The organism is Calditrichota bacterium (assembly GCA_020637445.1).
Taxonomy (GTDB): domain Bacteria; phylum Electryoneota; class RPQS01; order RPQS01; family RPQS01; genus JABWCQ01.
In genome coordinates this window covers 1,262,622-1,288,195 of record JACJVZ010000001.1, presented here as the reverse complement: position 1 = coordinate 1,288,195, position 25,574 = coordinate 1,262,622, and the positions used below count along the sequence as shown (strand labels likewise).

Sequence of the window (25,574 nt, the reverse complement as noted above, 5' to 3'; positions counted from 1 at the left end):
TTTTATATAGGTTTAGCTTCTGAACTCAACATGGCCCGCGATATGCTGAAAGTCAATGAAAACATTGACTTTCTTGCACGCTATGGTTAGCTTAGAGTTTGCTAATCGAAAAAGACTTGATAGTCCGCCCGAACCGAATGGGTCTCGGTCAGGGTGTTTTTGTGCTCGACCCATAAATGGAGTTTGTGGATGACTTTCAAACGCATTTCGTTCGTTACCTTAGTCTTGGGGATCTTGGGTGCTGCAATCGCAGGTCCGTCCGACCAGTGGATGGGTGCTGACTACCTATCCGGCCGTGCAATCATTGTCATGGCAGAAAACGCTGAGGGAATTAACCCGCAAGTCAACGAGGCGGGCATTGTAGAAGTTGGTATTCCTTCCGTGGATGCCGTGTTTTCCGAGTTTGAATGTACATCCATGAAGCGCCTGATGCCGGATGCGATTCTGAACAAAGTCCCGACTGCAAGCCAGGAAGCGTATAGAACGTACTATCTTGCGTTTCGTCCCGAATATCCAGTCGTGACGTTCCTTGAGGCCATGCTGGGCACGGACTACGTCTCGATCGCGGAACCCGATATCTTGCAGCGGCTCTACAGGACCCCCAACGACGCCCTATTTTCAACTCAGTACGACAAGACTTTGATGGGCGCGCCTGCGGTCTGGGATTTGACCACAGGAGACCCGGATATTATCTGTGCTGGTTTGGACACCGGTGTCGATTGGCGACATCCGGATTTGAAAGACATTCTTTGGGTGAATCCGGGCGAAGACCTGAATGGTGACCAACTGCCTTGGTCGTTTGATGACTATCCCGGCGATATTGAAGACCTCAACGCGGTCGACGACGACGCCAACGGCTACATCGACGACTTCCTTGGGTGGGACTTTATTCAAAGTATCGGCGGCTGTGCAAACGGAGAAGACTGCGACAGCCAGCAAGACAACGATATGTTCGGTCTGGAATCGCATGGTACGCACGTGGGCGGAATCATGGCGGCGAACGGCAACAATGAAATCGGAGTGTCCGGCTTCACATGGGTCGGCAAACTGATGGCCCTGCGTTGCGGGTATCTGGCAAGCGACGGCCAAGGCTATATGCCTCAGTCGGCAACCATTCCCGGTACGTATTACGCCATTGCCAACGGCGCGAAAATTATCAATATGTCATACGGCGGAACCGTGCCGTCTTCGACTGCCCAGCAAGCCGCAACCGCCGCGTGGAATGCCGGCCTGTTGCTCTTTGGTGCCAGCGGAAACGAAAATTCGAGCGGGGTTCGCTATCCTGCGGGCTATACCAATGTTATCTCTGTGAACGCCACGAACAGCACGGATCATCGCGCGAGCTTCTCGAATTACGGTACGTGGACAGATATTTGTGCGCCGGGCGTGAGTATTCCAAGTACGGTGATTAACGGCCGCTACGAGCAGTGGGACGGCACTTCGATGGCCTCGCCGAACGCTGCGGGTGCAGCGGCCCTGTTGTGGGCACTCTTGCCTGATTTTGACAATGCTTCGATTCGGGACTTGATGTTCTTGACGGCCGAAAACATTGACGCGCTGAATCCGGGATATGCCGGTCTGCTCGGCAATGGCCGCGTCAGCATTGACGGCGCCGCCCAGCTTATCATGCCAAACTTGAGCGTGACGGAGAGCAATCTTAACGACTCTAACGGTGACGGCGACGGACGACTGGAATCCGGTGAATCCGGTACGTTGACTTTGACGATCACGGCGGACCCCGCATGGTCGCACGCAACCAACGTCGAATTGAACGTGACGTCTTCCAATCCAGCAGTGACGATTTCAAACGGATCGCATACCATTCCGGCGTTGATGTCCGGTACTTCCGAGGACATTGAGGTTTCGATTTCAGCGAGTTCAATACCCGAAGCATTTTGGCTTACGCTGCAGGCCGAGATTACAAGCAACGAAGGTTTTCACCGCATTGTAGACTATACGATGCGTGTCGGCCGCGGTCTCGTTTTGGTCATCGACGACGACGGAGGCGACGACTATCAAAGACATTTCTACGAGGCCCTTGGCGATCTGAGTGTGAATCCTGATCTGTGGACGAACTCACTGGACGGTACGATTTCGACTCACGATATCGCTGAATATCAAGGCGTGTTTTGGGTGTGCGGAAATCAAATTGCTAACGCCCTGAACATTGCTGAACAAGAAGTTCTCGCGGCCTACTTGGATGGCGGCGGAAAATTGTTGCTTAGCGGTCAAGGTGTGCGCAACAATATCTCGTCCGAGTCGTTCTTTGGAGATTACTTGCATTCCGCAAGTGATGACGATTTGCCCGGCGACAGACAGGTTCGCGGCGTTGAGTCTAATACGCTGTTTGGTGACCTGAGCCTGCTTCTGCAGGGCGGAAGCTGCGCGGGCAACGGCACGGTCGGTCCCGACCGTATTACGGCGGTAAACGGCGGTGAAGCCGCGTTCGAATACACGACCGTGGGCGGCACTGGCGCCGTCATGTACGACGGAACCTACAAGATGCTGTTCTGCGCTTTCTCGCTTGAGGCCGCGTGCGGCTTGGCCGGTACAGACCACTTCTCGGTTGTGCTGGATCGCACGTTGGACTGGTGGGGCGTTTCGACCTCCGGCGTCGAAGAAAACGGCATGGCAGAGCTCCCGAGTTCGATTCGCTTGCTGGGCAACTATCCGAATCCTTTCAACCCGTCCAGCGAAATTCGCTACGAACTGAATGCTGCGGCCAAAGTTCAGCTCAACGTATTTGACGTCCAGGGCCGCTTGGTTGAAACTCTCGTCGATGACGTTGTGCAGCCGGGTGTCCATGCGGCACGTTTCGACGGCACGGCCTTGGCGAGCGGAGTTTACTTTGCCCGGCTCTCCGGTCCCAACTTCGCGCAAACTGCGAAAATGGTACTTCTGAAATAGACTCTCACTTTCTTGCTTTCCCGGGGAGTTATTGATTCCGAAAGGGAAAAATGTGAAACGAAAACTCCTGTTCCTTGCCGCATTGCTGCTGCCTTTGGCGGCTTTCCCGGCAAGTGAGTATCCTGAGGGTGCCCAATGGCTGCCCGGAAGACTGTTGGTCAATTTTGCGGAATCGGTTGGCGAAGTCCAGTCGATGGACCGGCTTGACGGTAAATTGAGTCTGAAAAATACAAACGTCGATGCGCTCTTTGAGCGCTTCGACGTTTTGTCTATTAAGCGTGTGTCTCCGGACGGAGTGCTGCGGAAAATGCCGGTTGCGCCGGACGCTGAGCGTTTGGTCGTCGTGTCGTTCCCGGAATCCTTCGACGTGCTTACGGTGCTCGATGCCTTTCTGACGCTGCCTGAAGTCGTGGACGCAGAACCTGACATGCTGATGAAGTCCTATGATACCGTGCCCAATGATATCATGTGGAATCAACAGTGTGACAAGGAAGTCATGGGTTGTCCGGTCGCATGGGACTACAGCCACGGCAGCCGCGAACTCTTGGCTGTCGCTGTGGATATCGGATTCTGGTGGCCTCATCCGGATGCATATGACAATCTGTGGGTGAATCCGGGTGAAGACTTAAATCACGACGGATTACCGTACTCGTTCGACGATTACCCGGGGGACCTTGAAGATCTGAATGCAGTTGATGACGACGGCAATGGACTGCCGGATGATTTCATTGCTTGGGATTTCGTCGACGTCGGCAGCGGGGGAGTGCAGGGAGAGGATGTTTCCGTGCAAGACAATGATCCCACCAGCCTCGACAACCACGGATCGCATGTCTTGGGTATCATCGGCGCCGTCGGCAACAACGAAATTGGGATTGCCGGCGTTTGTTGGAATCTGACGATCATGGCCAGCCGGGCGGGCTATCTGACTCCGGATGGAGGTGTGGTCGTGACTTCGGCGGCGGCGGCTTGTATCAATTGGGCCGTCGCGCACGGTGTAAATCTGATCAACATGTCTTATGGCGGACCGACGTTCAGCAATGTCACCAACAACGCGGTGCAGGCCGCGTGGGCCAGCGGTGCTTTGCTTTGCGCGGCCTCGGGCAATGAAGGAGTAACCACGATTCAGTATCCGTGCGGGTACAGCAACGTCGTATGCGTTGGCGCAACGGATTGCAATGACGTTGTTGCTGACTTTTCCAACCGCGGAACACACGTGTCATGCTACGCGCCCGGCGTCAACATCCGTTCCTTGAGCGTAAACAACGGCTACGCGTCGCTCGACGGCACGTCGATGGCAAGTCCGAATGCGACGGGAGTCTTCGCGCTCGTGTGGTCTGTTTTCCCGGATTTGAACAATGGGCAGTTGCGCGACATTGTCTTGCAGAATTGTGACGATCTTACCGAGCTGAATTCCGATATCAATCCTTCCTATCTCGGTTTCGGCCGGGTGAATGCTGCCAAAGCAATTTCGGGCTTGCTGCCCAATCTCAGCGTCGAAGCGACGGCCATATCCGGCGATAATGACGGTGACGGGCGGCTGGAAGCCAATGAGACCGGGACTTTGTCGTTGCGTGTAAGCAATCTCGACGGTTGGTTCCCCGCGGTCGGCGTTGGAGTGACCGTTGCGTCGGATGACCCGAATCTTTCTCTGAATGGTACGACCTATACGATTGACAATCTCTCGGGAGGTCAATCCGTTGAGTTGACGAACGGGTCAGCCACGGTCACTTGCGGTTCAAATGTGCCGCTCGCCTACACGTCGACGCTGGAAGTCGTTTTCAATCTGGGAAACGGAGCATTTCTGACTCGCACGGCGGCGCTCAGAGTTGGGCGCGCTGCGACACTTGTCGTGGATGACGACAACGGCACTAACTATGCTAACTTTTTTGCCACGGCACTGAACGCAGACGGCTACAACTTCGACGAGTTCTCGACGCTTGATGCGCCTCTGACGTCGACGGACTTGATGGAGTATGACCATGTCATCTGGGCGTGCGGAAACGAGGATTCGAGTACTTTGACTCAATCGGATCGTGACCTGCTTCAAACCTTCATGAACAACGGAGGAAATCTGATGTTGGTCGGACAAGGTATTGACGAAGATCCCGACGTCGTGGGAAGCCCATTCTATTCAAACTACCTCCACACGGCAAGCGGAGGAGCGTCCGGCGGCACGCAAGTCAACGGAGTCAGCGGCGACGTTGTCTCGAATGGATCAAGCCTGATTTTGATAGGCGGCGGCTGCGGAGGCAACGGAAACATCAGCCCGTCGGTTCTGGATGCGGTCGATGGCGGAGTTGTCTTCTATACGTACGCGTCCAATAGTTTGGGCGGCGCGGTACGCTACGACAACGGCACGTACAAATCCGCGTACTTCGGCTTTGCACTGGAGGCCGCTTGCGGAGCTGCTGGAACGGAGCATCATCGTGTCGTCGTGCGCCGTGTTTTGGACTGGTTCGGTGCTGTGTCCGGTGTCGAGGATGATCCTGAAGTGATTCCTGCGAATTACAAGATTTCGCCAGCATATCCCAACCCGTTTAATCCGAGTGCTGCGGTCAGTGTCGAACTTCAACATCGCTCCCACGTTCGCGCGACACTGCATGATTTGTTGGGCCGTCAGGTGCAGGTCATTGCAGACCGCGACGTGAATGCCGGCGTGCACACACTTGAAATCAACGGTGAGAGTTTGCCCAGCGGTTCCTATTGGTTGAGTGTCTCCGTGGATCATCATATGAATACACAGAGAGTCATATTGTTGAAATAGGTCGGCCCTTGAAATCGAAAAACCCCGCTTCACAGCGGGGTTTTTCATTTACTGAGAATTGGGGAATTACAGTTTATCGTCCAACTCGTAGCCTGTACCTGACGTCGATTCCAAATACGCGGCAAGCAGTTTCACGCACGACTCAAGGTCTTCTTTGCTGACGGTTTCCACAGTTGAGTGAACGTAGCGAAGCGCCACCGAAATCGCGCCGACGGCCGTGTTGCCGGACACCATCCGCATGCCGCCGCCATCCGTGCCTCCGCGCGGAAGAATTTCGTATTGCCACGGTATTTTCTTCTTGGTGGCAATGTCCTTCAGTTCGCGCACGATCTTTGGATTGGAGATCATCGATCCGTCCATTACCTTGATGCACGCCCCTCCGCCGACACGAGTCACGTAGTCTTTCTCCGATGATCCCGGAATATCCGAGGCAATCGTGACGTCCAACGCGATTCCCACGTCAGGCATCACGTCGCGCGCCGCAGCAATTGCACCGCGAATGCCGACTTCTTCCTGCGTCGTCGACACGGCATAGATGTTCACCGAGTTCTTCTTGACAAGTTTCAGCGCCTCGATCATCAGCCATACGCCGAATCGGTTGTCAATAGACTTGCCCGTGAAGCAATCTCCAATTTCGTCAAGCTCGCGCGCCATCGTGATCGGATTGCCGATCTCGACGAGCTTCTCGACTTCCTTAGCCGACATTCCCAAATCAATAAAGTAGTCCGTGACTTCGAGGCTCTTCTTTTTCTCTTCGTCCTTCAAAACGTGAACCGGACGCGTGCCCATTACGCCAAGCAATCTCTTCTTGTCGGTGTGCACGTAGACGCGTTGGCTCATCAGCGTGCGCGGATCGAAGCCGCCCAACGGCTGAAAACGGAGAAATCCCTCTTTTTCGATATGGGACACGATAAATCCGATTTCGTCCATGTGCCCGGCAAGCATAACTTTCTTCTTTCCAGTTCCTTTTTTAAGGCCCGTGAGATTTCCCATCGCGTCGACGGAGACGGTTAGTCCGAGCTTCTCAAATTCAGAGCGGATCAGCGCACGAATACCCTCTTCACGCCCAGAGACGGCGTGGCATTCGCACAGTTTTTTCAGGAGTTTGAAATCCATTGTAGTCCTCAAAGTGGTTAGTGTATTTAACACCGTTTCATGAAAATAGTCAAATTAGCGCACAGACGCAAGAAAAAAAGGCTCCGGTCACCCGGAGCCTTTTGTAATCGAGGCAGACCGCTCAGTCCATCTGGCGGCGCAAAAATGTCGGCACTTCGAAATCGTCGATTGATCCTTCGCCGTCGTCGCCCACAACGATTGGTTCAATACGGCCGTTGACTTCGCGAGTCAGAGGCTGAACGTTTACGGGAAAAGACTCTTCAAAGCGGTCTTGTTTCACCGGCTCGCGGCGAAGGGGAGTCGGGATTTCGACGACAGTCTGCTGCTGGCGGGTGACCATCGGTGCGCGGTAAATATTCGGCTTTTGATTTGTCGACGCATGGTTAAATCCCGTCGCAATCACAGTGACGCGTACTTCGTCTTGGATGTTCGAATCAATAACGGCTCCAAAAATCACCTCAGCCTCTTCACCGGCGGCTTCCGTAATCACTGTCGTTGCATCTGCGACGTCCATGAGCGTTAAGTCGCTGCCGCCCGTGATATTCACGAGAACGGAACGGGCGCCGTCAATGGAAACTTCTTCGAGCAGGGGAGACGAGATCGCCTGCTGCGCCGCTTCGACCGCGCGATGTTCTCCGACGCCAACGCCAACGCCCATCAGTGCGTCGCCCTTGGCAGCCATCACCGTACGCACGTCGGCGAAATCGAGGTTCACCATTCCCGGTTCGGTAATCAGGTCGGAAATACCACGGGTCGCGTGCAAGAGCACATTGTCGGCAAGTTTGAATGCATCGACCAAGGACGTATTGCGGTCAACCAACGAAATCAACCGTTGATTTGGAATCACGATCAACGTGTCGACTTGCTCGCGCAATTTTTCGATGCCTTCAAGCGCGTGCGTCATTCGCTTCTTGCCTTCAAATGAAAACGGCTTCGTCACGATTCCAACGGTCAGTGCGCCGATCTCACGGGCGATTTGAGCAACTACGGGAGCCGCGCCTGTGCCCGTTCCACCGCCCATGCCCGCAGTCACAAAAACCATGTCGGCTCCGGACAGAGCTTGCTTAAGCTCTTCGCGGTTTTCTTCTACGGCTTCACGTCCAACCTCGGGATTTGCACCTGCTCCAAGGCCGCGCGTCGAGTCCGTTCCAATTTGAATCTTGCGGGGCGCCGAGTTCGTATCGAGCGCTTGCGCGTCTGTATTCACGGCAATGAAGTCAACGCTCTTCAAACCCGTTTCGATCATCCAATTCAGTGCGTTGCCACCGGCGCCTCCGACGCCGACGACCTTCATCTTTGCGCCAAGAGTATTGTCCGCGAACATGAATTGCATGGCTGCCATTGATGTACTCCTTCGAATATGTGAAGCTATTAGAAAATTTCTGAGAAAAACTTGCGCACTTTGTTGGACGTGCGCGCCGTCCACGATTCGGCGTTGTTGCCTAAGGCAATCATTTCCGCGTACTGGCGGTTGCCGTGGCGAACGAGGCCGACCGCCGTCGCGAACTTGGGGCCGAGCCCGAGATCGTTAGCGTCGAGCATTTCCTGCGGTGCACCGATTCGTACGGGAAGTGCGAAAATTTCTTCCGCGATCTCGGCCATACCTGACATGGATGCGCCTCCGCCGGTCAATACGATTCCGGCGCCAATTTGCTCGAGCACGCGCGTCTTCTTTAATTCGTCGCGCGCTATCGTTAGAATCTCCTCGACTCGCGGTCCGATGATTGACACGAGCATGGATCGGCTCATTTCGCGCGGCTCGCGTCCTCCGATTCCGGGAATCTCGAGGAAATCGTTTTGACTGATTGCGCGATGATGTGCCGCGCCATGTTCAATCTTGATTTCTTCCGCCGAATCCATCGGCGTGCGCAGACCCATCGCAATGTCGCGCGTGATGTAATCTCCGCCGTAACCAATTACTGCCGTGTGACGAATCGCCCCGCCTTGAAACGCAGCGACGTCCGTCGTGCCGCCGCCGAAGTCGAGAAGTATGACGCCCAATTCCTTTTCGTCGTCCGTCAACACACTCTCGGCCGACGCCAGCGGCTCCAAAATTAAGTCGTGGACCGCTACGCCCGCGCGCTTACAACAAGCGATAATGTTTTGAGCTGATGAAACCGCGCAATGGACAATGTGGACGTCCGCCTCCAAACGAACACCGGCCATACCTATCGGCATGCGAATGCCGCCTTCGGCGTCGACCATGTATTCCTGCGGAAGCACGTGCAGCACTCGGCGGTCGGGGGGAAGCAATATCGTGCGCGCGGCTTCAACGACCTTGTCGACGTCGCCTGTTGTCACTTCGCCCGTTTGTTCGCCGCGCCAACGCGTAATCGGAATCACACCGCGTGAGTTCAAACTCTTGACGTGTTCGCCCGCGATGCCCGCCCAAACAGTTTCGACTTCGAGACCTGCTTTTTCCTGCGCGATGCCAATCGCTTCGGCGATGTCATGCGCAGTTTGTTCAAGATTGACTACGACGCCGCGCCTTAGGCCGCGCGATGGCACGCAACCCATGCCAAGCAGGTGCGGCTCACCGTCAGGGTTCGGCGCTGCAATGATCACTGCGATTTTCGTCGTGCCGATATCGAGACCGCACAAAATCTCAGAATGCGAAAGCGAGTGTTTCATGTTGTTAAGATTCCTCCGCCTGTCGCGCAGGCAAGTGAAGTGTCACAAATCCGGGAAGCCGCAAATCCACTACGGCGTTCGAATCCAGTCTATCTTGAAAGGATGAAGTTCTGAGCAATTCATCAAGCGCGAGCCAATTTTCTGTCGAAATGTCGGACGAAAGCGTCACTGACAAAACCGGATTCATCAGTACCGCTCCCCAATTCCCTTCGATGCGGTAAAGCTCCGCGAAATTTTCGACAAGGTCCGGCGCGAGCGACTTGACGCGCATGAATTCTTTGGCAACTGGAAGTAGCGGATCAAGCTCGGTCATTTTGCCTGCTTGTCTTGAATACGGTGAGCTCACAGAGAGCCAAGGCAACGACGTTTTCCACAATTTGTCTTCAGCCGGAAGGAGGACCAAGTCTTCGCTGACAGCGAGATTGGAGCCATCATTAACCAAAGCAACGCCCGTTCGCTCTTTTACTGCGATATACAGGACATTTGGAATCCGCCGCTCGACGGTTGCGCTTTGAATCCACGGATTGAGCTCCAAACGTTCCTTTATTGTCTGGGTCGAGTAGCTCGTGAGAGGATGATTGGTTTCACACCCGGACAGAACGAGAATTGAATCAGACGAGAGTTCAACTCCGCCGATTATTTGGATTTCATCGCATGTCCACGACACCGTACGAATTGCCAGTGATTCAACGCCGCGCTTGATAAAGCGGTTAGCAAAGACTACCAACACAACAGCGAGACAGACTCCGATCAGCCACAGAGCTGCTTTTAGGCGCGCTTTCCGCTTGCGTTTCTTAAGTTTTGAGTTCGAAGGGATCGGCATCGAATCCTACTGGGAGTATCTCGTTTTCCAAAATGACTGAGAATTGATCGCGCACTCGAGTGCGTACTGTTCTGATTAGTTCTGCAATCTCAGTCGCTGTTCCCGCGCGATCGTTGATGAAGATTCCTGCGTGGGTCGTCGGCACGGTTGCGCCGCCAATGCGCAAGCCCTTGCATCCCGCGGCTTCGATAAGCCTGCCTGCAAAATCCCCGGGGGGGCGCTTGAAAATAGAACCTGCGCTTGGAAACTCAATCGGTTGCTTTTCCCTGCGCAAGCGCCACACCCGCCGCATTTCGGAGAAGATGTCAGATTGCTCCGCACGCTTCAATTGATATCTGCTGGCCAGTACGATGACGTCGCGAAGCTCCGGCGCGCTGCGGTAGCCGAACGAAATGTCGTTCTTCGAAAAGGTTTTAATCTCAAGGGAGGGCGTCATCACGCGCACATCAATCAAAGTGTCGGAAATCTCGCCGCCGTATGCGCCTGCATTCATAAACAAACCGCCCCCGACCGTTCCCGGTATTCCCGAGAGCTGTTCAAGCCCAGAAAGAGAGTGCCGGGCTGCGAAAGTCGTCAGTAAAAGCAGCCTCGCGGCAGGTCCCGCCGTCACTATGGTATCGTCGATTGACATGGACGCAAGATCGCCGCGAGAACGAATCACTACTCCACGAATTCCGGCGTCCGAAACTAATAAATTCGATCCAAGTCCCAAATAGAAATAGGGAATCCCAATCTCGTTGAGATGATTCACTAATTCAAGCAACTCAATTTCGTTCTTCGGCTCCGCAAGGATGTCCGCTTTGCCACCAACTCGAAACGTCGTAAGCGGTGCAAGCAAAACATCTTCGCGAACAGAACAAGTAGCGACGGATTTTAGCCGCTCGAGTTTTTGATCAAACTCCGTGCTCACGGATCAATTTGTCAATGTGGTTTGTGATAGATCCCGCACCCATCGCAATGACGATGTCGCCGCCCGCGACCTCTCGCAATATCCGGGTGTCGAGATTCTCGTTGCCTTCGAGATGAATGGCTTTGTCTTTCGAAAGAGGCAGCGATTCTAAGATTAGCTTCGACGTTACGCCTTCAATCGGTCTTTCGCGTGCGGGATAAATGTCGAGCAGAACAACTTTGTCAGCAAGGCTCAATGAAGATGCGAACTCCGCCGCGAAATCACGTGTGCGGGAATAAAGATGAGGTTGAAAAACGGCCACCAACTGGCGGTTCGGCCAGCACCGTCGCGCGGCCTCAAGCGTCACGCGTACTTCGGTCGGGTGATGCGCGTAGTCGTCAAAGAAAAGCGCGCCTTTCACTTCACCTTTTCGTTCGAATCTGCGATGCACGCCCGAGAAGCTCTGCAGTGCTTCTTGGATCAGGTGTGGCGAAATTCCCGTTTCAAGCGCAATTACGGCCGAAGCTGCGGCGTTCAGTACATTGTGCCTGCCTGGAATCTGAAGTGTGAAATCGATGGATTCGCCTTCAGGTGTCTTGAGAGTGAACAACGAGCTAAGTCCCGAGTACTTCTCGTCAATTACGCGAAAGGCCGCAGACTCACTTCTTCCGTAGGTAAGCGACGGACGTTTGATGCGTGGCAAAATTTCCATCGTGTGCGGATCATCCGCGCACGCGACGACCAACCCGTAAAACGGCACTTTGTTCGCGAACTCAACGAATGCATCTTTGATATTCTCGAGATCGAGATACGTATCGAGATGCTCGGCTTCGATAGTCGTGATAACCGCAAGAGTGGGGGAGAGCCGGAGAAATGACCTGTCAAATTCGTCAGCTTCGGCCACAAGGAACTCTCCTCCTCCGGTCGAAGCACCCGTTCCTAAAGCGCGCACTTTCCCACCGACAATGACCGTCGGCGAGAGATTCGCGTGTGCGAAAATTGATCCGATGATAGAGGTCGTCGTCGTCTTGCCGTGCGTGCCTGACACGGCGATGCCCCGCTTCAAACGCATCAACTCGCCGAGCATTTCACTGCGTGGAATTGTCGGTATGTGATGTTCGCGAGCATAACGCACTTCCGCGTTTTCTGGTCTTACCGCCGAAGAAAATACCACGACGTCAGCTCCCTCTGCCTGGTCGCCCGTGTGCTCGTGAAACACGCGAATTCCGAGTGATTTCAGTCGGTCCGTCACGTCGCTGCGAGCAAGATCAGACCCGCTGACTTCGAATCCCATGGATGACAGTACTTCCGCGATTCCGCACATGCCCGCTCCGCCGATTCCCACCATGTGAACGCGGCGAACGTGTCGGAATGTCGTAAGTGATCCTGTCATTGAGTTGAGCTATTTTAGTATTGCCCGGACGATTCTAAAAGCTGCGTCGGGCTTTGAATGCGTTCTCATTGCAGAACGCATCTCGGTTTGTTTTGCTTTGCTTCCGACAATCGTTGCACAGGCTTCTAGCAAAGTCGTTGGAGTCAAGACGCGATCTTCGATGGCCGTTGCAGCACCGCTGCGGACGTATGCCGCTGCATTGGTTGCCTGATGGTTATGTGCCGCATGCGGATAAGGAACAAGCACCGCCGGCAATCCAAACAGTGCGACTTCGGAAAGTGTCATCGCTCCGGAGCGGCAGACGATCAGATTTGCCTTCGCGTAACGCTGCGGCATATCCTCGAAAAAGGACGCAGATATCAACTTCCCGGAATTTGTTAACTCATTTACCAATTCATTTGGAGTTGAACTTGGAATTCCGCTGCGGCCAAACTGCCAAGTCACTTGTGCCAATTCGCAAAGCTCCATTAGAGCACCGGAAACGGCGTTGTTAATCGATTGCGCACCAAGAGAACCGCCGGTTATGAGAAGTTGCGCTTCGGACGAATCGGCGCTGACAGACTCTTCCGCGCAATCAACGATTGACTTGCGCAAAGGGTTCCCGGTCAATTCGACATTTGCACCGGGGAGAAATTGCCCTGCCTCGCTATATGCAGTAAAGACCGTGCGAGCGTTTTTGGCAAACTTGCGGGTCGTTAGACCCGGAAAGGAGTTTTGCTCTTGAATGTAAAACGGAATGCGCAAAATTCTTGCTGCAACAAGCACAGGTGCCATCACAAAACCACCTGTTCCTACAATGACGTCGGGCTTTAGACTTCGTAGTATGGACAATGATTGAACGACACCAAGTCCCGCCTTGGCAGCCCCACGGAGTTTTGCCGCCATCCCTTTGCCGACGATTCCACCGGAGGATATTTGATGAAGTGTTTCGCCCGCGCGAGGTACTGCCTTGCTTTCGAATCCTGTCGGAGTCCCAAGAAAATGGACGTCGACGTCGTGATCGATTTCTCGAATTGCTTCCGCAATCGCCAACGCCGGATATACGTGACCGCCGGTTCCGCCGCCGGTAAGCACGACTCGCATGACTCAGAGCGACAGCGGTCGCGCCGCGCCTTTCCATGCGGTCGACGTGTTTTGTTGCTTCGCAATATTCATCAACACTCCAACCGCCGCCATTGACATCACCAGCGACGTGCCGCCATAACTCACAAACGGCAACGGCTGACCTGTTGCGGGAAGAAGTGCCAAATTTACTCCAATGTTTACGATCATTGAGCATGCAAGCGACGATGTAATTCCCGCGGCGAGATAATATGAGAACCTGTCCTGCGCATTCATGGCGATCTTCCAGCCGCGCACGATGACGACAAGAAACGCGCTCAATAACAACAATGCGCCGATCAGGCCCGTCTCTTCGCCGATGATGCTAAATATCGAATCATTGTATGGTTCAGGAAGATAATAGTGTTTTTGAGTGGATTGTCCGAGTCCGAGCCCTGTAACTCCTCCTTGGCCAATGGCGATGAGCGATTGGCGGATGTGGTAGCTCGCATGGAGCGGATCGGAAATCCCTTTGACGAACGCGTCAATTCGTTCGACCATGTATGGTTTGATCATGAGAATTCCGCCGACGCCGAGTCCTCCGATCGGGAGCAATAACAGGATCTTCTTCCACTCAAGTCCGTGCAGAAGAAGTAATGTCATCGTCACGCCGCTGATCAAAATTACCATCGACAAGTTCGGTTCAATGATGATCAATCCGAGAGTTAGGATTACAAGCCCGAGTAACGCATACAGTTTTCGTTTCCGGTCGGCGGGGAAGGAGGAGTCGTCAATCTCTGAGAGCCTTTTCGACAAATAGGCGATCAGAGCGTACTTTGCAAGTTCAGCGGGCTGAATACTCAAACCAAAAAGCACAATCCACCTCTTCGCGGTTGTGCCCGGCAATTTTGGAAGTATCAAAACCGCAATCAATCCGACAAATGCCGCAAGAAGCACGGGACGTGCGAGTTTTTCGATCAGTTGATAGCGAAAGTGATAGAAAAACACGAGCACAACTATGCCCGCGGCCAAACGCTGCAAGTGGTTCGTAAGAAAAGTAATCGAATCGCCGTTGGTCGTTTGCCACGAATGAGCAGCCGATGAAGTGAACACGAAAACAACTCCGGCAATGCACAACATCATCACGGCTCCGATCAACGGAATGTCGAGTGGAGACTTGCCCTGTCCGAAAGGAGAGTATGCCGAAGTTTGTTGTCGATTCATCTTTCTATAACCAACTTCTTGAATTGCTTGCCGCGTTCTTCAAAATTTTCAAATTGATCAAATGATGCGCAGCCGGGAGAAAGCAAGACCGTGTCTTCGTAATTTGCGACGCGGTTCGCAGCTTCCAACGCACTTGTCATGTCATCACAATACTCAATATTTTTCGATGATCCGAGGTCGCTTTTGATCTTTTCCCGAGCCTCGCCGAAAACAATCAATCGGCGGATCTTCGTGCCAAGCTGCGCTGCCAATGGAGAAAAACTCTCGCGCTTTGGGCGTCCGCCAAACAAAAGTACAACACTGCCGTCAATTGCATCCAGAGCCGTCAAAGTTGCCGTAAGATTGGTGCTCTTTGAGTCGTTGACGTATCGAATACCGTTAATCGTTGCGACAACTTCGATTCGGTGTTCAACTGCCTTTGCTTTTCGTAACCCTGCGCGGATTGTTGCAACTGAGACACTGAGACAATGTGCGGCAGCTCCCGCCGCACCGGCATTTAAAAGGTTATGCCGTCCGACCAAAGGCCATTCACTCGTCGAAAGCACAAGTTCTTCGGATTCGCTGTTTCTTAAGAAAAGGGAATCGCCTTTGACATTCCATTCGGCTGGTTGTCTGCCAAAGTACTTCTTCGTTGCAGCGATTTCACTGCCGTGAGACATGAGAAAACGGTCGTCGCGATTCAAGACTAAGAACTCTTCACTCGATTGCTTTGCCGCAAGTTTTAGCTTCAACGCGCCGTAGGTTTCGATGTCACCGTGGCGGTCCAAATGGTTTTCAAGTACATTGAGCAAAACGCAGACGGTCGGTTTCGCGGTAAATGTATGTTCCATCTGGAAACTCGAAACTTCGACGACGAACACGTCCGTATCGCTGGACGGCAAGCGTTCGCTCCATGCCGTGCCGATGTTGCCCACGGCTTCGGACTTGAGACCCGCCTCGCGGAGTATGCTGTCGATCAAAGTAACCGTTGTCGTTTTTCCGTTGCTTCCCGTGACCGCGATCCACTTGCCGTCGAAACAGCGTGACGCCAACTCAAGTTCCGACCATATCCGCGTCCCGTTCGCTCGAAGCAGCTTTATCCGATCGTCATTGAGAACTGCTCCGGGCGAGACGATTAGAAAGTCAAAGAACTCGGAGAACAACCGGTCATGTCCACCGGTTTCGACGTCGATACCTTGCGCCGCAAGTTTCGGAAGCAACTCGGTGAAATGAGCCGCATCTTTCTTGTCTGAAATTAGTGCAGTCCCGCCGAGCCGTTTTATAAGTCCCGCAGCACCAATTCCACTTCTACCAAGCCCAAGTATTCCAAAACGAATACCGGAAAATGTCGTGATCATTAACGGACCTTGAACATTGTCAGGCTGATCAATACAAGCAGCACTTGCACGATCCAGAAGCGCACGACTACTTTGGTTTCGTGCATTCCCAATTGTTCAAAATGATGATGCAGCGGCGCCATTCGAAAGATCCGCCGGCCTTCTCCAAACTTCTTCTTCGTGTATTTGAAGTACCCGCGTTGAAGCATCACGCTGATCGCTTCCGCGACAAATATGCCGCCGATCACAACGAGAAAAAACTCCTTCTTGAGGAGGACCGCCATCGTACCGAGTGCCGCTCCGAGTGCGAGCGCGCCGGTGTCACCCATGAAAACTTGTGCCGGATACGAATTGTACCAAAGAAAACCGAGGCCCGCTCCAAGCAGCGCGGAACAAAAGATCGTCAGCTCGCCAGCACCGTCGAGATAAATAATATTAAGGTAGCTGGAGAAATTGACATTGCCCGTTACGTAACTGATTACAGCGAACGCAGCGGCAGCAATGGACGTTACGCCGATCGCGAGGCCGTCAAGACCATCCGTCAAATTTGTGCCGTTTGATGTGCCCGTGATCACCACCATTACCACGATCGGATAAAACCACCCAAAATCAAACATGACGTGCTTCACGAACGGAACGGTCGTCTGAGTGACGCTGTGATGAAAATTCTGACCGAAAAGGTGCGAGTAGAGGAGGAGAAAAACTCCGACCACTAAACCAAGCCCGACTTGCGCAACGAGTTTCTGCCGCGCAACAAGGCCTGCTTTTTTCTTCTTGACGGTCTTGAGATAGTCGTCAAAGAACCCGATGGCTCCCATCCATAAGAACGCGAGCAAAGTGAGCAGCACGTAGAAGTTCTTCAGGTTCGCAAGCAGTAGAGTAGGAATCGCGACGGCAGCAAGAATCATCAGGCCGCCCATCGTAGGCGTTCCTGCTTTGCTGAAGTGCGTTGCCGGACCATCTGCGCGAATTTCTTCGCCAAGCTGATGTGACTTAAGCTGGCGGATCAACCAGGGACCAATCCAAAAAGATATCACTAAACCAAGTACGGCCGCGAGAGCGGAGCGAAACGTCAGGTAACGAAAGAGATTCGCCCCGATGATGTGATCGCGCAGCGGTACCAGTAAATGATAAAGCATCAGCTAAATTGTTCTTCGATCCGTTTTACAGCGCGGTCAAGCGCCATTCCGCGCGACGCCTTCACCAGCACAAGGTCGCCCGGTTTCACAAGCTGAGAAAGAGTCGGTAGCGCTTGCTCGACCGTGGGATAAATTCTTAATTGTGTCATTACGATGCTGGCTGCGGCGACATGAGACATGCGTGGGCCAATTAACACGGCCAGCGATACTCCGGCGTGATCAAGTTCTTCGACGACTTCGCGATGTGCGATATCGCTGATTTCACCTAATTCGAGCATGTCGCCGAGAATTACGACCTTTCGTCCAGCACGTCGGAGCGAGAGAGTCTCAAGCGCGGCACGCATGCTGGCCGGATTGGCGTTATAAGAATCGTCGATGATCGTGACGTCGCCGGCTTTCTTGACACTTGCGCGTCCGCTTGCCGGTCTCGCAGCGGAAATGTTCTGAGCTGCTACGTGCGGCGCGATGCCGTGATGTAATGCGATTGTCATTGCGGCAAGTGCGGCTTTCGCTGCGGGCCTGCCGGGCACGCACAGCTTGATTCGTTCACCCAGTGCAACGAAGTTCGCGCAGGCTTCATCGTCAAACAGCAATTCCTTGCCTTGTACATAGCCGCTCTCCCAGTCATTAGGTTGTGAGTGAAACCCGTACCCTATCTTCTTCGTGCAAGCAGTACTCGCTTGAACGCAACGCATGTCTTCAGTTGGAACAAACGCGGTACCGCGCCTGGCGACAAAATCATACAACTCGCCTTTGCCGCGCATTACGTTTTCAATTGATCCAAAACTTTCCGTATGCGCATCGGCAATCGCCGTGACTAATCCGCTGTCCGGCAAAGCTACTGAACACAAATGAGCAATATCTCCAATTCGCGCGGCTCCCATTTCGCATATCAGCAACGCGGCATCGCGGGGAGTTCGAAGAATGGTTAAGGGAACGCCGATCTCGTTGTTGAAGTTTCCGTGTGTCGCGAATACTCCCTGTTCATTTGCAAACGCGGCAAGAGTGAAATCCTTGGTCGTCGTTTTGCCTACCGATCCTGTTAGACCGAGTGCGCGACACTTCAGTGCTTGTCTCCAACGCCGGGCGAGTTCCGTTAACGCGCACATTGGATCATCGACCGCGATTAACTTGCTGTCGATGTCGGGATCACCGGCTGAAAAAGAACGCTTGACTACCGCAGCGGCGGCTCCGGCGCGAATTGCTTGTTCCACAAATTCGTGCCCGTCCCGCGTACCGCTCAATGCCCAAAATGTTTCCCCGGGCTGAATTTTTCGACTGTCTATTGAGACATGAAGCGGAGCATTCTCGGGAAGTTCCGATTCACTGCTCGTTTCAGCCTTGAGCCAACCTAACGTCGGAAGCATCATGTCAAAAAGCCGCTCTGGCGAAGCCACTCGCGAATCACGTCCGCGTCGTCGAAGGTATGCTTGATGCCCCGAATTTCCTGATAAGTCTCGTGCCCCTTACCCGCGACCACCACGACGTCGCCTGCTTTCGCCGACTGAAGGGCTGCACAAATCGCCGCGCGACGATCAGGATTGGAGCGAATCTTGTTTGACGACGCCACCCCCGCTAACATATCGTCCAGAATAGCTTGCGGGTCTTCGCTGCGTGGATTGTCCGAAGTCAAGTAAACAACGTTGCTGTACTTCTCTGCGGCCTGCGCCATAAGTGGACGTTTGCCTTTGTCCCGATCCCCGCCTGCGCCGATTACGCAATGTAATTTGCCTTTTGTTAGATCGCGCATGGTCGAGAGAATCTTTTCCAACGCGTCCGGTGTATGCGCGTAGTCGACCAATACGGCAAAAGAAGCTGATGAAGGAACCACTTCAGCGCGACCTCGAACAGGAGTCAGTCCGGGAAGAACTTCGACTATTTTCGCAAGCGGGACTCCCAGCGCATATGCTCCTGCGACGACCGCGAGCGTATTGTACACGTTGAATTTGCCAATCAACCGAGAACTTATTTCAAAGCTGCTTTCTGGTGTGCGTAAGAGAAAGCTCGTCCCATCGGCGCGAAGCTGAATTTCACTGGCGCAGAACTCGCAGGCATCATTCAATCCATATGACAAAGAAGGGCGAGTTGTGTGGCGAAGAAAGTAGTCCGCTTCCGGATCATCTGCGTTGATGACAGCCGTTCCGGCGAGCCTGCTCGAATCGAAAAGCATCGACTTCGCTTGACGGTAGTTCTCCCATGTGCCGTGAAAATCGAGATGATCGCGTGACATGTTGGTCAGGATGCCGACCTCAAATTGAAGTTCATCCAAACGGTGCATCACCAAGCCAATCGACGTAGCCTCCATGGCCACATGAGTCGCTCCGCGCTCAAGCATATCCGCAAAAGCCCTGGCAAGTTCAGGAGCCTCCGCCGTCGTGCGGTCGCTTTCGAGTTTGTGCTCTCCAAAGAACATGCCCAATGTGCCGCAGACTCCACAAGGCTTGTCACACAACGTCAATAGATTCGCCAGCGCTGCAGCAACCGTTGTCTTGCCGTTTGTGCCCGTGATGCCGACGAGTTTCAACTTCTTGTTCGGAGTGTCCGCAAGACTCCATGCAGCCTTCGCGAGCGCCGCACGGGGAGTCGCAACTCCGACCACGGGTACTTCGTATGAAGTTTTCAAAGTACGATCTTGAATAACTGCTACGGCGCCTTTGGCAATCGCGTCGCGCACATACCTCGATCCGTCGTCCTTCAATCCGGAAATCGCAACGAACACGTCGCCGGGTGATACTCTACGCGAATCGTAGGCCACTCCGCGCACGCCAACATTTTTCGCAGTTCCGAGAATTTCTCCTTCGACTGCGCGTGCCAGTTCAGTTAGTTGAAGCATACGCGGCTGATCCCATCGGACGCGCTGCAACTCGACACGAAAAACCCAACGGCACCATTTCGCCGGCCGGTGGATATTGCGAGAAAACGACTCCGTAACCTTCCAAGTCGATGTCGAGTCCCGCGAATTCCATTTGCTTGGCTGCGGACCGCAACGGCAATCCAATCAGGTTAGGCATGCGTACGCGCGGCACGTCGACGTATTTCAATGTGTCGAAAGCAAATTTCTCGTGTTCGGACGAATCCGTTTCAATTTCGGATTTGAGAGTATCGCCGGCGGATTCAACTTTCGGCTCCGGCAACAATTCAGGATGGCGTTCTTCCAGTATCTCACGGGCAATCGACGCAAAAACCGGCGCGGATATTTGTCCGCCGTAGTAACCTGCGCCGCGCGGATCGTCGACAACCACCATTAACACATACAGCGGATTGTCGGCAGGGAAGAAGCCCGCGAACGAACTGACGTACCGATTCGAATAATAGGTCTTTTCGGCAAAGTTTACTTTTTGCGCCGTGCCCGTCTTTCCAGCGATGCGCACGCCCTCAATTCCGGCGGCTTTTCCGGTTCCATCTTTCACCACGAGCTCCATCATGCGCGTCAATTCAGTGGCATGTTCGGGAGAAAGCACTGGTCCCATCGCGACTGGATCGAAGTTGACCTTTTCGCCGGTCGGGAATTCCAGTGCGCGAATCAGTTTCGGCTGCATTAACAGTCCACCGTTGGCGATTGAAGCATATGCCGCGGCTATTTGCAAAGCGGTTACGGACACGCCTTGTCCGATGGCCAAGTTGGACCTCGTCGGGCCGCTCCAATGCGCGGGTTTGGGAACAATGCCGCTCGGTTCGTAATAAAGTCCGGTGTTGGTTTTCGTCCCAAAACCAAACCGCGTAATCCACTTGTAGACGACGTCAGCCGACATTCGCTCGGCGATTTTTGCGCAACCGATATTCGAAGATTTCGCGAAGACTTCGGAGACCGAGAGAACATCGTATGAGTGCGCGTCGTGCAGAGTCTTGCCCGGCACTCGGTAATTGCCGCCTTCGCAATCGATCATGGTCGAAGGTTGTACGATTCCTTCTTCAAGCCCCGCGCCCACGGTGACGACCTTAAAGATCGACCCCGGTTCGAACAAGTCCGTCACGGGCCAGCAACGGCGAAACTCTCCGTCGGTGTCGCCCGGAGAGTTCGGATCGAATTGGGGCACGGTTGAGAGTCCCAGGACTTCCCCTGTATGCGGATCAAGCAGGAGTGCGCACGCCTTCTCAAATTTTTTGTCGGCCAGTCCGGTTGACATGCAATTGTCAAGGATCGCTTGAAGCTGCAAGTCGATCGTCAAATAGACGTTTGCGCCCGAGTACGTCAACGCGTCGTCCATCGGACTCATTACCGCGGGCACGGCGCGCCGTGCGTCATTCCAAACCAGCACGTCGCGCTTGTCACCGCTCAACAGTGAGTCGAGCGCCTGTTCAATTCCATTCTGGCCGATTCCATCCACATTCGTAAACCCAACCGCCGTCCCTGCGGCAACCGTCGCCGGATAACTTCTGCGTGCTTCGCGCACGAATTCGATTCCGGGAAGTTCAAGGTCTTCGATCTGTTGTTGGACTTGCCAGTCAACCCGCCGAGCCAAATATGTATAGCCCCGAGCATCAAGCTTGCGGCGTATGACATCACTTGAAAGAGGTAGATACTCCGACAGAATCGTCGTCATACTGTCGCGAGGTATATTGTCTGAAGGCCTGAATCCCACGGCATACGACAAGGGCAATGTCACGGCCATGGGCATGCCGTTGCGGTCACGAATCTCTCCGCGCGGCATAGGTTCGTGCGCCGTATTGTACATTTGCCGCTCAGCCAACTCTCGCCAACGGCTGTGCTCGACGACTTGAAGCTGCACCAAACGGCCGGCAAATGCCGCCATCACGAGCAGAAAGACGCAGGCGAGCAATATCTCACGCTTGCGTTGTCGTTGCAGTTTGGAGGAAAGCGGAGGAGTCATTTCTTAGTTTCTGGTTCCGGACTTGGCAACGCGCACCGTGTCCACGCGGCCCGCGCGCGACTTCCAGCCGTGCTTCCGAAAAGCCCAGTCCGCCACTTCATTGTAAGGGGCAGCAGCTTCAATCGAGCCGGTCAGATGTGAAATCTCTTGATTCAGTTGGAGAAGTTGGGTCCGTTGACGGGCGACGTCAATGGTCAATTGCTGTGCCGTGAAGTTGCGCCATGCAATCAACATCGCCACAACCGCAACAAACGCGAGAAACCCAAGCATACGCAGAAGCGTGGCCTGCTTGCGCAAGACACGTGGGACCCGCTTGGGTCGGTAAACGGATGCTGGAATGGAAACGGTGGACACGAGGATTACGAGATCTTCTCTATGACACGCAGTTTGGCGCTGCGTGAACGCGGATTGTCCGCGATTTCTTCTGGAGTGGGGAGGAGAGGTCCGCGCACGGGATAGCTCCCGGTCGGACGAGGTGGCGGTGCAAGCAGGTCGGTCAATGGCGGAGTCACCGGCTTCGCCTTCGATTGCATAAACTGCTTGACCGGACGGTCTTCCAAAGAGTGGTAGGTCAGGACGACCAACCTGCCCGACGGCTTCAAGAGCTGCCACGCAGCTTCAAGTCCGCTTTCCAATTCTTCAAGCTCGCTGTTGACCGCCATGCGCAAAGCCTGAAAGACTCTTGGAAGGGATTTGCGAGCCGTCGCGGGCACGGACTTACGAATGATCTCGGCGAGCTGAGCCGTGCGGGTAATGGGTTCTTCTGTCCGAGATCTGACAATCGCCTTCGCGATTCGGGCCGACTGCGGTTCTTCGCCAAGAGATTTCAACATGTCTTTCAGCGATTTCTCGTCCAGCCCAGCCAATAACTCTGCGGCCGTTTCCCCCTTTTGCGACATCCGCAAATCGAGTGGACCGTCGTCACGATAGGAAAACCCGCGTGCTCCTTCATCCAATTGATGCGAGGAGACGCCGAGATCCATCAAAATTCCTGAAAAAACTGAGCCATACAGCGGAAAAAACTTGCTCAGTGTCTCCGAGAATCGTATATTCCAAAGGTCGTTGTTTTCCGGCAACGTAGGCCGCGCTTCGGCTATCGCGTCTGGATCGCGATCAATTCCAACCACCCTGCCTGACTCGCCAAGCTGAGACCATATCAGCCGAGAATGCCCGCCACCCCCCACGGTGAAATCAGCATACGTTCCATTCGGATCTGAAACCAGCCACTGCACCACCTCTTTTCCCATGACGGGTACGTGGTAGGTGTTGGGCGAATTCATGTTTTCGGTCTGGCGTCAATGAGCAGCGATGTAAAAAAATATCCCTGCGGCCATCTGCGGTAACCGCAGGGAATCCGTCACGGCCAAAGGCCTAACGGATGGCGATTTCGAGTTCTTTGTGAGCAAGGACAAAGGGACGAGAGGCCGGCGTCTGTAGTGCTTCGACTGATTCCCAATCCACGTTCAGTTGAATGACTTTGCAGCCTCGGGACTGAAAATGCTCGATGGCAGCCTGAAGCTGAGCCAATGCCGTTCCTGACATGTTGCCGCTTACCGTGATTTCGGCTTCACCGTGCGATTGTTTCGTATGAAGGTGCAGTCCCATTGATTATCCTTTGCTCTTTTCTTTATCCGCGTGCATGGCCCAAGCCTGCGATTTTGAGAGCTTGACTTGAGCGGCCCGAGCATTGTAGGCTTCTTCACTCCAGATCGTGAAGAACTTGTGGCGGCCAAAGAAAACTACTTTTGAGCCGATATTTGCTTGTTTTAGAAGATTTTGCGGAACTGTTACGCGACCCTGTGCGTCAATCGGACGAACTGTGGCATCAGGCAGCAAGGCCATGTCACGATCCAGATTGTCCTCCAGGACAAAATTGGCTGTCAGGTTCTCGGATGGCGCGTAAATTGAATTAAAATAATCTACTGGGAACACAAATAGGCAGTCACCATCACCAACCGTGAGCACCACATGCCGCTGGGTGTCCGACGGCAACGCGTTCCGGAACTCAGCGGGAATCGACAGTCGACCCTTATCATCTACTGTCGCTTCATGTTTGCCAACAAAAGGAAGGATACCCATTAGGGTGGATGTTCCTATTTGACCCAATACGCTCCACTTTCACCCTCAAGATACTGCCAGCCGACCCGAAAGTCAAGGGTATGTCGTGAGATTTACACATCTCATCTCGTAGTTTAATGATATGTAATATTTGCTCTTGCGATACCCTTCAGTGTTTGTAGAACTGATATTTCCGATTGCGAGAGGCAAAGGAGCCTCTTCCACCCTTGGCCAGAACATCCCACTGGCCATTTTTGTTCTCAAAACGGAAACAAATCGGCCACTCCGGGACTCCTATGAAAAGACGTCCTATTTCAGAGAATGATATGCAATTCCTTACAAGAACCTGTTTCTGTCTTGTTTCCCTGAGTCTTATGCTTTCCACGATCGCTTGCAAGAAAGACTCGGAAGCGAAACCCAAATTGAAACTCAGCACGGTCGAACGCGGTGATATGACTCAAACTGTCGTCGCCACCGGCAGCATCCGCCCGTTGCATCAAATTGAAATCCGGTCCACCACCGGCGGGTCGATCCGCAAGTTCTTTGTGGAAGAAGGTGATTGGGTCGAAAAGGGCAAGCCGCTCTGTGAGATCACGCCGGAAGCGTCGCCTGCGGAACAGGTACGCGCCCGTGAAGACTTGCGCACGGCTGAAGTGGAAGTGAAGCAGGCGGAAGACGATCTTCGGATCGCTAAGGAGCTCGCCGACAAGAATCTGGCTCCCGAGCAAAACCTTAGGGATGCTCAGCGCGTGCTGGAACGTGCAAAGGCCCGTCTTTCGGCAGCGGAAGCTGAATGGGCTTTGATTCAGCGCGAACGCATTGGCGAGCCGTCCGGGGACTTGGATATCGTCCAAACCTCGACGACTATCGTTGCGCCTATTACCGGGCTAATCTTCACGCGTGAATTAGACGAAGGCGCTTCCGTAACTCCAACCACATCCGCCTCGGGCGGCACTATCGTGATAACTATGGGAGATCACACGGAAATCGAGTTTCGCGGAGACGTTGACGAAGCGGACATCGGAAAACTGAAGCCCGGACTAACGGCAAACGTCACGGTTCAGGCGTACCAAGGCGAAACTTTCCAAGGTGAAATCTACCATATCTCGCCGGTCGGAAAGTACAGCGACAAAGAACAGCAGATTGTTTTTAATGTGAAAGCATCCGTGGACAACCCAAACGGCCAACTAAAAGTCGGGATGAGTGCAACGGCGAAGATTGTCGTCGACGAACGCAAGGACGTTCCGATTCTCGATGAAATGGCTCTGTTCTTTAAAGGCGATTCCGCCTTCGTGAATATTGTGACCGACACCGTTGCCGGCACGACCGAAGAACGTGCGATTTCATTGGGAATTTCCGATGGAATCAGGACGGAAGTTACGGAAGGGTTGGAGGGAGGCGAGATCGTCAGCGCGGGAACGGTGCAAGAGGAGGGCTAAGC

Annotated in this window: 20 protein-coding genes; 3 read left to right on the top strand and 17 right to left on the bottom strand. The window is 53.7% G+C overall.

Annotation, left to right across the window (positions count from 1 at the left end; translation table 11 throughout):
• Positions 1–189 precede the first annotated feature (189 nt).
• Together H6507_05370 and H6507_05365 are read left to right on the top strand one after the other, a co-directional pair.
• Positions 190–2,907, top strand: a complete 2,718-nt coding sequence (locus H6507_05370) for a S8 family peptidase (GenBank protein MCB9368517.1) — start codon at positions 190–192, stop codon at positions 2,905–2,907.
• A 52-nt stretch (positions 2,908–2,959) separates the two neighbouring features.
• Positions 2,960–5,671: a S8 family peptidase gene (locus H6507_05365; GenBank protein MCB9368516.1), complete on the top strand. Its 2,712-nt coding sequence runs from the start codon at positions 2,960–2,962 to the stop codon at positions 5,669–5,671.
• Positions 5,672–5,737: 66 nt separating this feature from the next.
• Here H6507_05365 and H6507_05360 read toward each other — a convergent pair whose 3' ends face one another.
• The 17 genes from H6507_05360 to H6507_05280 all read right to left on the bottom strand — a co-directional run bounded on the left by H6507_05360 (position 5,738) and on the right by H6507_05280 (position 24,154).
• Entirely contained in the window at positions 5,738–6,787 is a 1,050-nt protein-coding gene (locus H6507_05360; GenBank protein ID MCB9368515.1) for a M42 family metallopeptidase, read from the bottom strand.
• A gap of 121 nt (positions 6,788–6,908) precedes the next feature.
• Positions 6,909–8,120, bottom strand: a complete 1,212-nt coding sequence (gene ftsZ, locus H6507_05355) for a cell division protein FtsZ (protein ID MCB9368514.1) — start codon at positions 8,118–8,120, stop codon at positions 6,909–6,911.
• A 38-nt stretch (positions 8,121–8,158) separates the two neighbouring features.
• A complete protein-coding gene (gene ftsA, locus H6507_05350; protein MCB9368513.1) occupies positions 8,159–9,418 on the bottom strand; it encodes a cell division protein FtsA in 1,260 nt (419 codons plus the stop codon).
• Between the two features lie 4 nt (positions 9,419–9,422).
• Complete coding sequence (locus tag H6507_05345; protein MCB9368512.1) at positions 9,423–10,241, bottom strand: FtsQ-type POTRA domain-containing protein; 819 nt, start codon at positions 10,239–10,241, stop codon at positions 9,423–9,425.
• Positions 10,213–11,151, bottom strand: a complete 939-nt coding sequence (murB, locus tag H6507_05340; protein ID MCB9368511.1) for a UDP-N-acetylmuramate dehydrogenase — start codon at positions 11,149–11,151, stop codon at positions 10,213–10,215. The genes H6507_05345 and murB overlap by 29 nt, the downstream gene beginning before the upstream one ends.
• Positions 11,135–12,523, bottom strand: a complete 1,389-nt coding sequence (locus H6507_05335; protein MCB9368510.1) for a UDP-N-acetylmuramate--L-alanine ligase — start codon at positions 12,521–12,523, stop codon at positions 11,135–11,137. Before H6507_05335 ends, murB begins: the two co-directional genes overlap by 17 nt.
• 9 nt (positions 12,524–12,532) lie before the next feature.
• On the bottom strand, positions 12,533–13,606 hold the full coding sequence (gene murG, locus H6507_05330) for an undecaprenyldiphospho-muramoylpentapeptide beta-N-acetylglucosaminyltransferase (protein MCB9368509.1): 1,074 nt from the start codon (positions 13,604–13,606) through the stop codon (positions 12,533–12,535).
• Between the two features lie 3 nt (positions 13,607–13,609).
• Complete coding sequence (locus tag H6507_05325) at positions 13,610–14,788, bottom strand: cell division protein FtsW (protein ID MCB9368508.1); 1,179 nt, start codon at positions 14,786–14,788, stop codon at positions 13,610–13,612.
• Complete coding sequence (gene murD / locus H6507_05320) at positions 14,785–16,125, bottom strand: UDP-N-acetylmuramoyl-L-alanine--D-glutamate ligase (GenBank protein MCB9368507.1); 1,341 nt, start codon at positions 16,123–16,125, stop codon at positions 14,785–14,787. Before murD ends, H6507_05325 begins: the two co-directional genes overlap by 4 nt.
• A complete protein-coding gene (locus tag H6507_05315) occupies positions 16,125–17,243 on the bottom strand; it encodes a phospho-N-acetylmuramoyl-pentapeptide-transferase (protein MCB9368506.1) in 1,119 nt (372 codons plus the stop codon). The genes murD and H6507_05315 overlap by 1 nt, the downstream gene beginning before the upstream one ends.
• Positions 17,243–18,613: a UDP-N-acetylmuramoyl-tripeptide--D-alanyl-D-alanine ligase gene (gene murF / locus H6507_05310; GenBank protein MCB9368505.1), complete on the bottom strand. Its 1,371-nt coding sequence runs from the start codon at positions 18,611–18,613 to the stop codon at positions 17,243–17,245. The genes H6507_05315 and murF overlap by 1 nt, the downstream gene beginning before the upstream one ends.
• The gene (locus tag H6507_05305; GenBank protein MCB9368504.1) at positions 18,610–20,076 is read right to left on the bottom strand and encodes a UDP-N-acetylmuramoyl-L-alanyl-D-glutamate--2,6-diaminopimelate ligase; all 1,467 of its coding nucleotides are present in this window, start codon (positions 20,074–20,076) and stop codon (positions 18,610–18,612) included. The genes murF and H6507_05305 overlap by 4 nt, the downstream gene beginning before the upstream one ends.
• The gene (locus tag H6507_05300) at positions 20,060–22,075 is read right to left on the bottom strand and encodes a transpeptidase family protein (GenBank protein MCB9368503.1); all 2,016 of its coding nucleotides are present in this window, start codon (positions 22,073–22,075) and stop codon (positions 20,060–20,062) included. Before H6507_05300 ends, H6507_05305 begins: the two co-directional genes overlap by 17 nt.
• A 3-nt stretch (positions 22,076–22,078) precedes the next feature.
• Positions 22,079–22,429, bottom strand: a complete 351-nt coding sequence (locus tag H6507_05295) for a hypothetical protein (protein ID MCB9368502.1) — start codon at positions 22,427–22,429, stop codon at positions 22,079–22,081.
• A gap of 5 nt (positions 22,430–22,434) precedes the next feature.
• Positions 22,435–23,355: a 16S rRNA (cytosine(1402)-N(4))-methyltransferase RsmH gene (rsmH, locus tag H6507_05290; GenBank protein MCB9368501.1), complete on the bottom strand. Its 921-nt coding sequence runs from the start codon at positions 23,353–23,355 to the stop codon at positions 22,435–22,437.
• 91 nt (positions 23,356–23,446) lie between these two features.
• Positions 23,447–23,680 (bottom strand): hypothetical protein, encoded by a 234-nt coding sequence (locus H6507_05285; GenBank protein ID MCB9368500.1) that lies wholly within the window; start codon positions 23,678–23,680, stop codon positions 23,447–23,449.
• Positions 23,681–23,683: 3 nt separating this feature from the next.
• Complete coding sequence (locus H6507_05280; GenBank protein ID MCB9368499.1) at positions 23,684–24,154, bottom strand: hypothetical protein; 471 nt, start codon at positions 24,152–24,154, stop codon at positions 23,684–23,686.
• Between the two features lie 353 nt (positions 24,155–24,507).
• Between H6507_05280 and H6507_05275 the strand changes: the two genes are divergently transcribed.
• Positions 24,508–25,572 carry an efflux RND transporter periplasmic adaptor subunit gene (locus H6507_05275; GenBank protein MCB9368498.1) on the top strand — a complete coding sequence of 355 codons (1,065 nt, stop codon included), beginning with the start codon at positions 24,508–24,510 and terminating at the stop codon, positions 25,570–25,572.
• Positions 25,573–25,574: the final 2 nt, after the last annotated feature.

Bases quoted from the DNA above. Each gene is read 5' to 3' on its own strand.
- H6507_05370 (MCB9368517.1), top strand. From the start codon at position 190: ATGACTTTCAAACGCATTTCGTTCGTTACCTTAGTCTTGGGGATCTTG.
- H6507_05360 (MCB9368515.1), bottom strand. From the start codon at position 6,787: ATGGATTTCAAACTCCTGAAAAAACTGTGCGAATGCCACGCCGTCTCT.
- ftsZ (MCB9368514.1), bottom strand. From the start codon at position 8,120: ATGCAATTCATGTTCGCGGACAATACTCTTGGCGCAAAGATGAAGGTC.
- ftsA (MCB9368513.1), bottom strand. From the start codon at position 9,418: ATGAAACACTCGCTTTCGCATTCTGAGATTTTGTGCGGTCTCGATATC.
- H6507_05345 (MCB9368512.1), bottom strand. From the start codon at position 10,241: ATGCCGATCCCTTCGAACTCAAAACTTAAGAAACGCAAGCGGAAAGCG.
- H6507_05335 (MCB9368510.1), bottom strand. From the start codon at position 12,523: ATGACAGGATCACTTACGACATTCCGACACGTTCGCCGCGTTCACATG.
- murG (MCB9368509.1), bottom strand. From the start codon at position 13,606: ATGCGAGTCGTGCTTACCGGCGGCGGAACCGGCGGTCACGTATATCCG.
- H6507_05325 (MCB9368508.1), bottom strand. From the start codon at position 14,788: ATGAATCGACAACAAACTTCGGCATACTCTCCTTTCGGACAGGGCAAG.
- murD (MCB9368507.1), bottom strand. From the start codon at position 16,125: ATGATCACGACATTTTCCGGTATTCGTTTTGGAATACTTGGGCTTGGT.
- H6507_05315 (MCB9368506.1), bottom strand. From the start codon at position 17,243: ATGCTTTATCATTTACTGGTACCGCTGCGCGATCACATCATCGGGGCG.
- murF (MCB9368505.1), bottom strand. From the start codon at position 18,613: ATGATGCTTCCGACGTTAGGTTGGCTCAAGGCTGAAACGAGCAGTGAA.
- H6507_05305 (MCB9368504.1), bottom strand. From the start codon at position 20,076: ATGCTTCAACTAACTGAACTGGCACGCGCAGTCGAAGGAGAAATTCTC.
- H6507_05300 (MCB9368503.1), bottom strand. From the start codon at position 22,075: ATGACTCCTCCGCTTTCCTCCAAACTGCAACGACAACGCAAGCGTGAG.
- rsmH (MCB9368501.1), bottom strand. From the start codon at position 23,355: ATGAATTCGCCCAACACCTACCACGTACCCGTCATGGGAAAAGAGGTG.
- H6507_05285 (MCB9368500.1), bottom strand. From the start codon at position 23,680: ATGGGACTGCACCTTCATACGAAACAATCGCACGGTGAAGCCGAAATC.
- H6507_05280 (MCB9368499.1), bottom strand. From the start codon at position 24,154: ATGGGTATCCTTCCTTTTGTTGGCAAACATGAAGCGACAGTAGATGAT.
- H6507_05275 (MCB9368498.1), top strand. From the start codon at position 24,508: ATGCTTTCCACGATCGCTTGCAAGAAAGACTCGGAAGCGAAACCCAAA.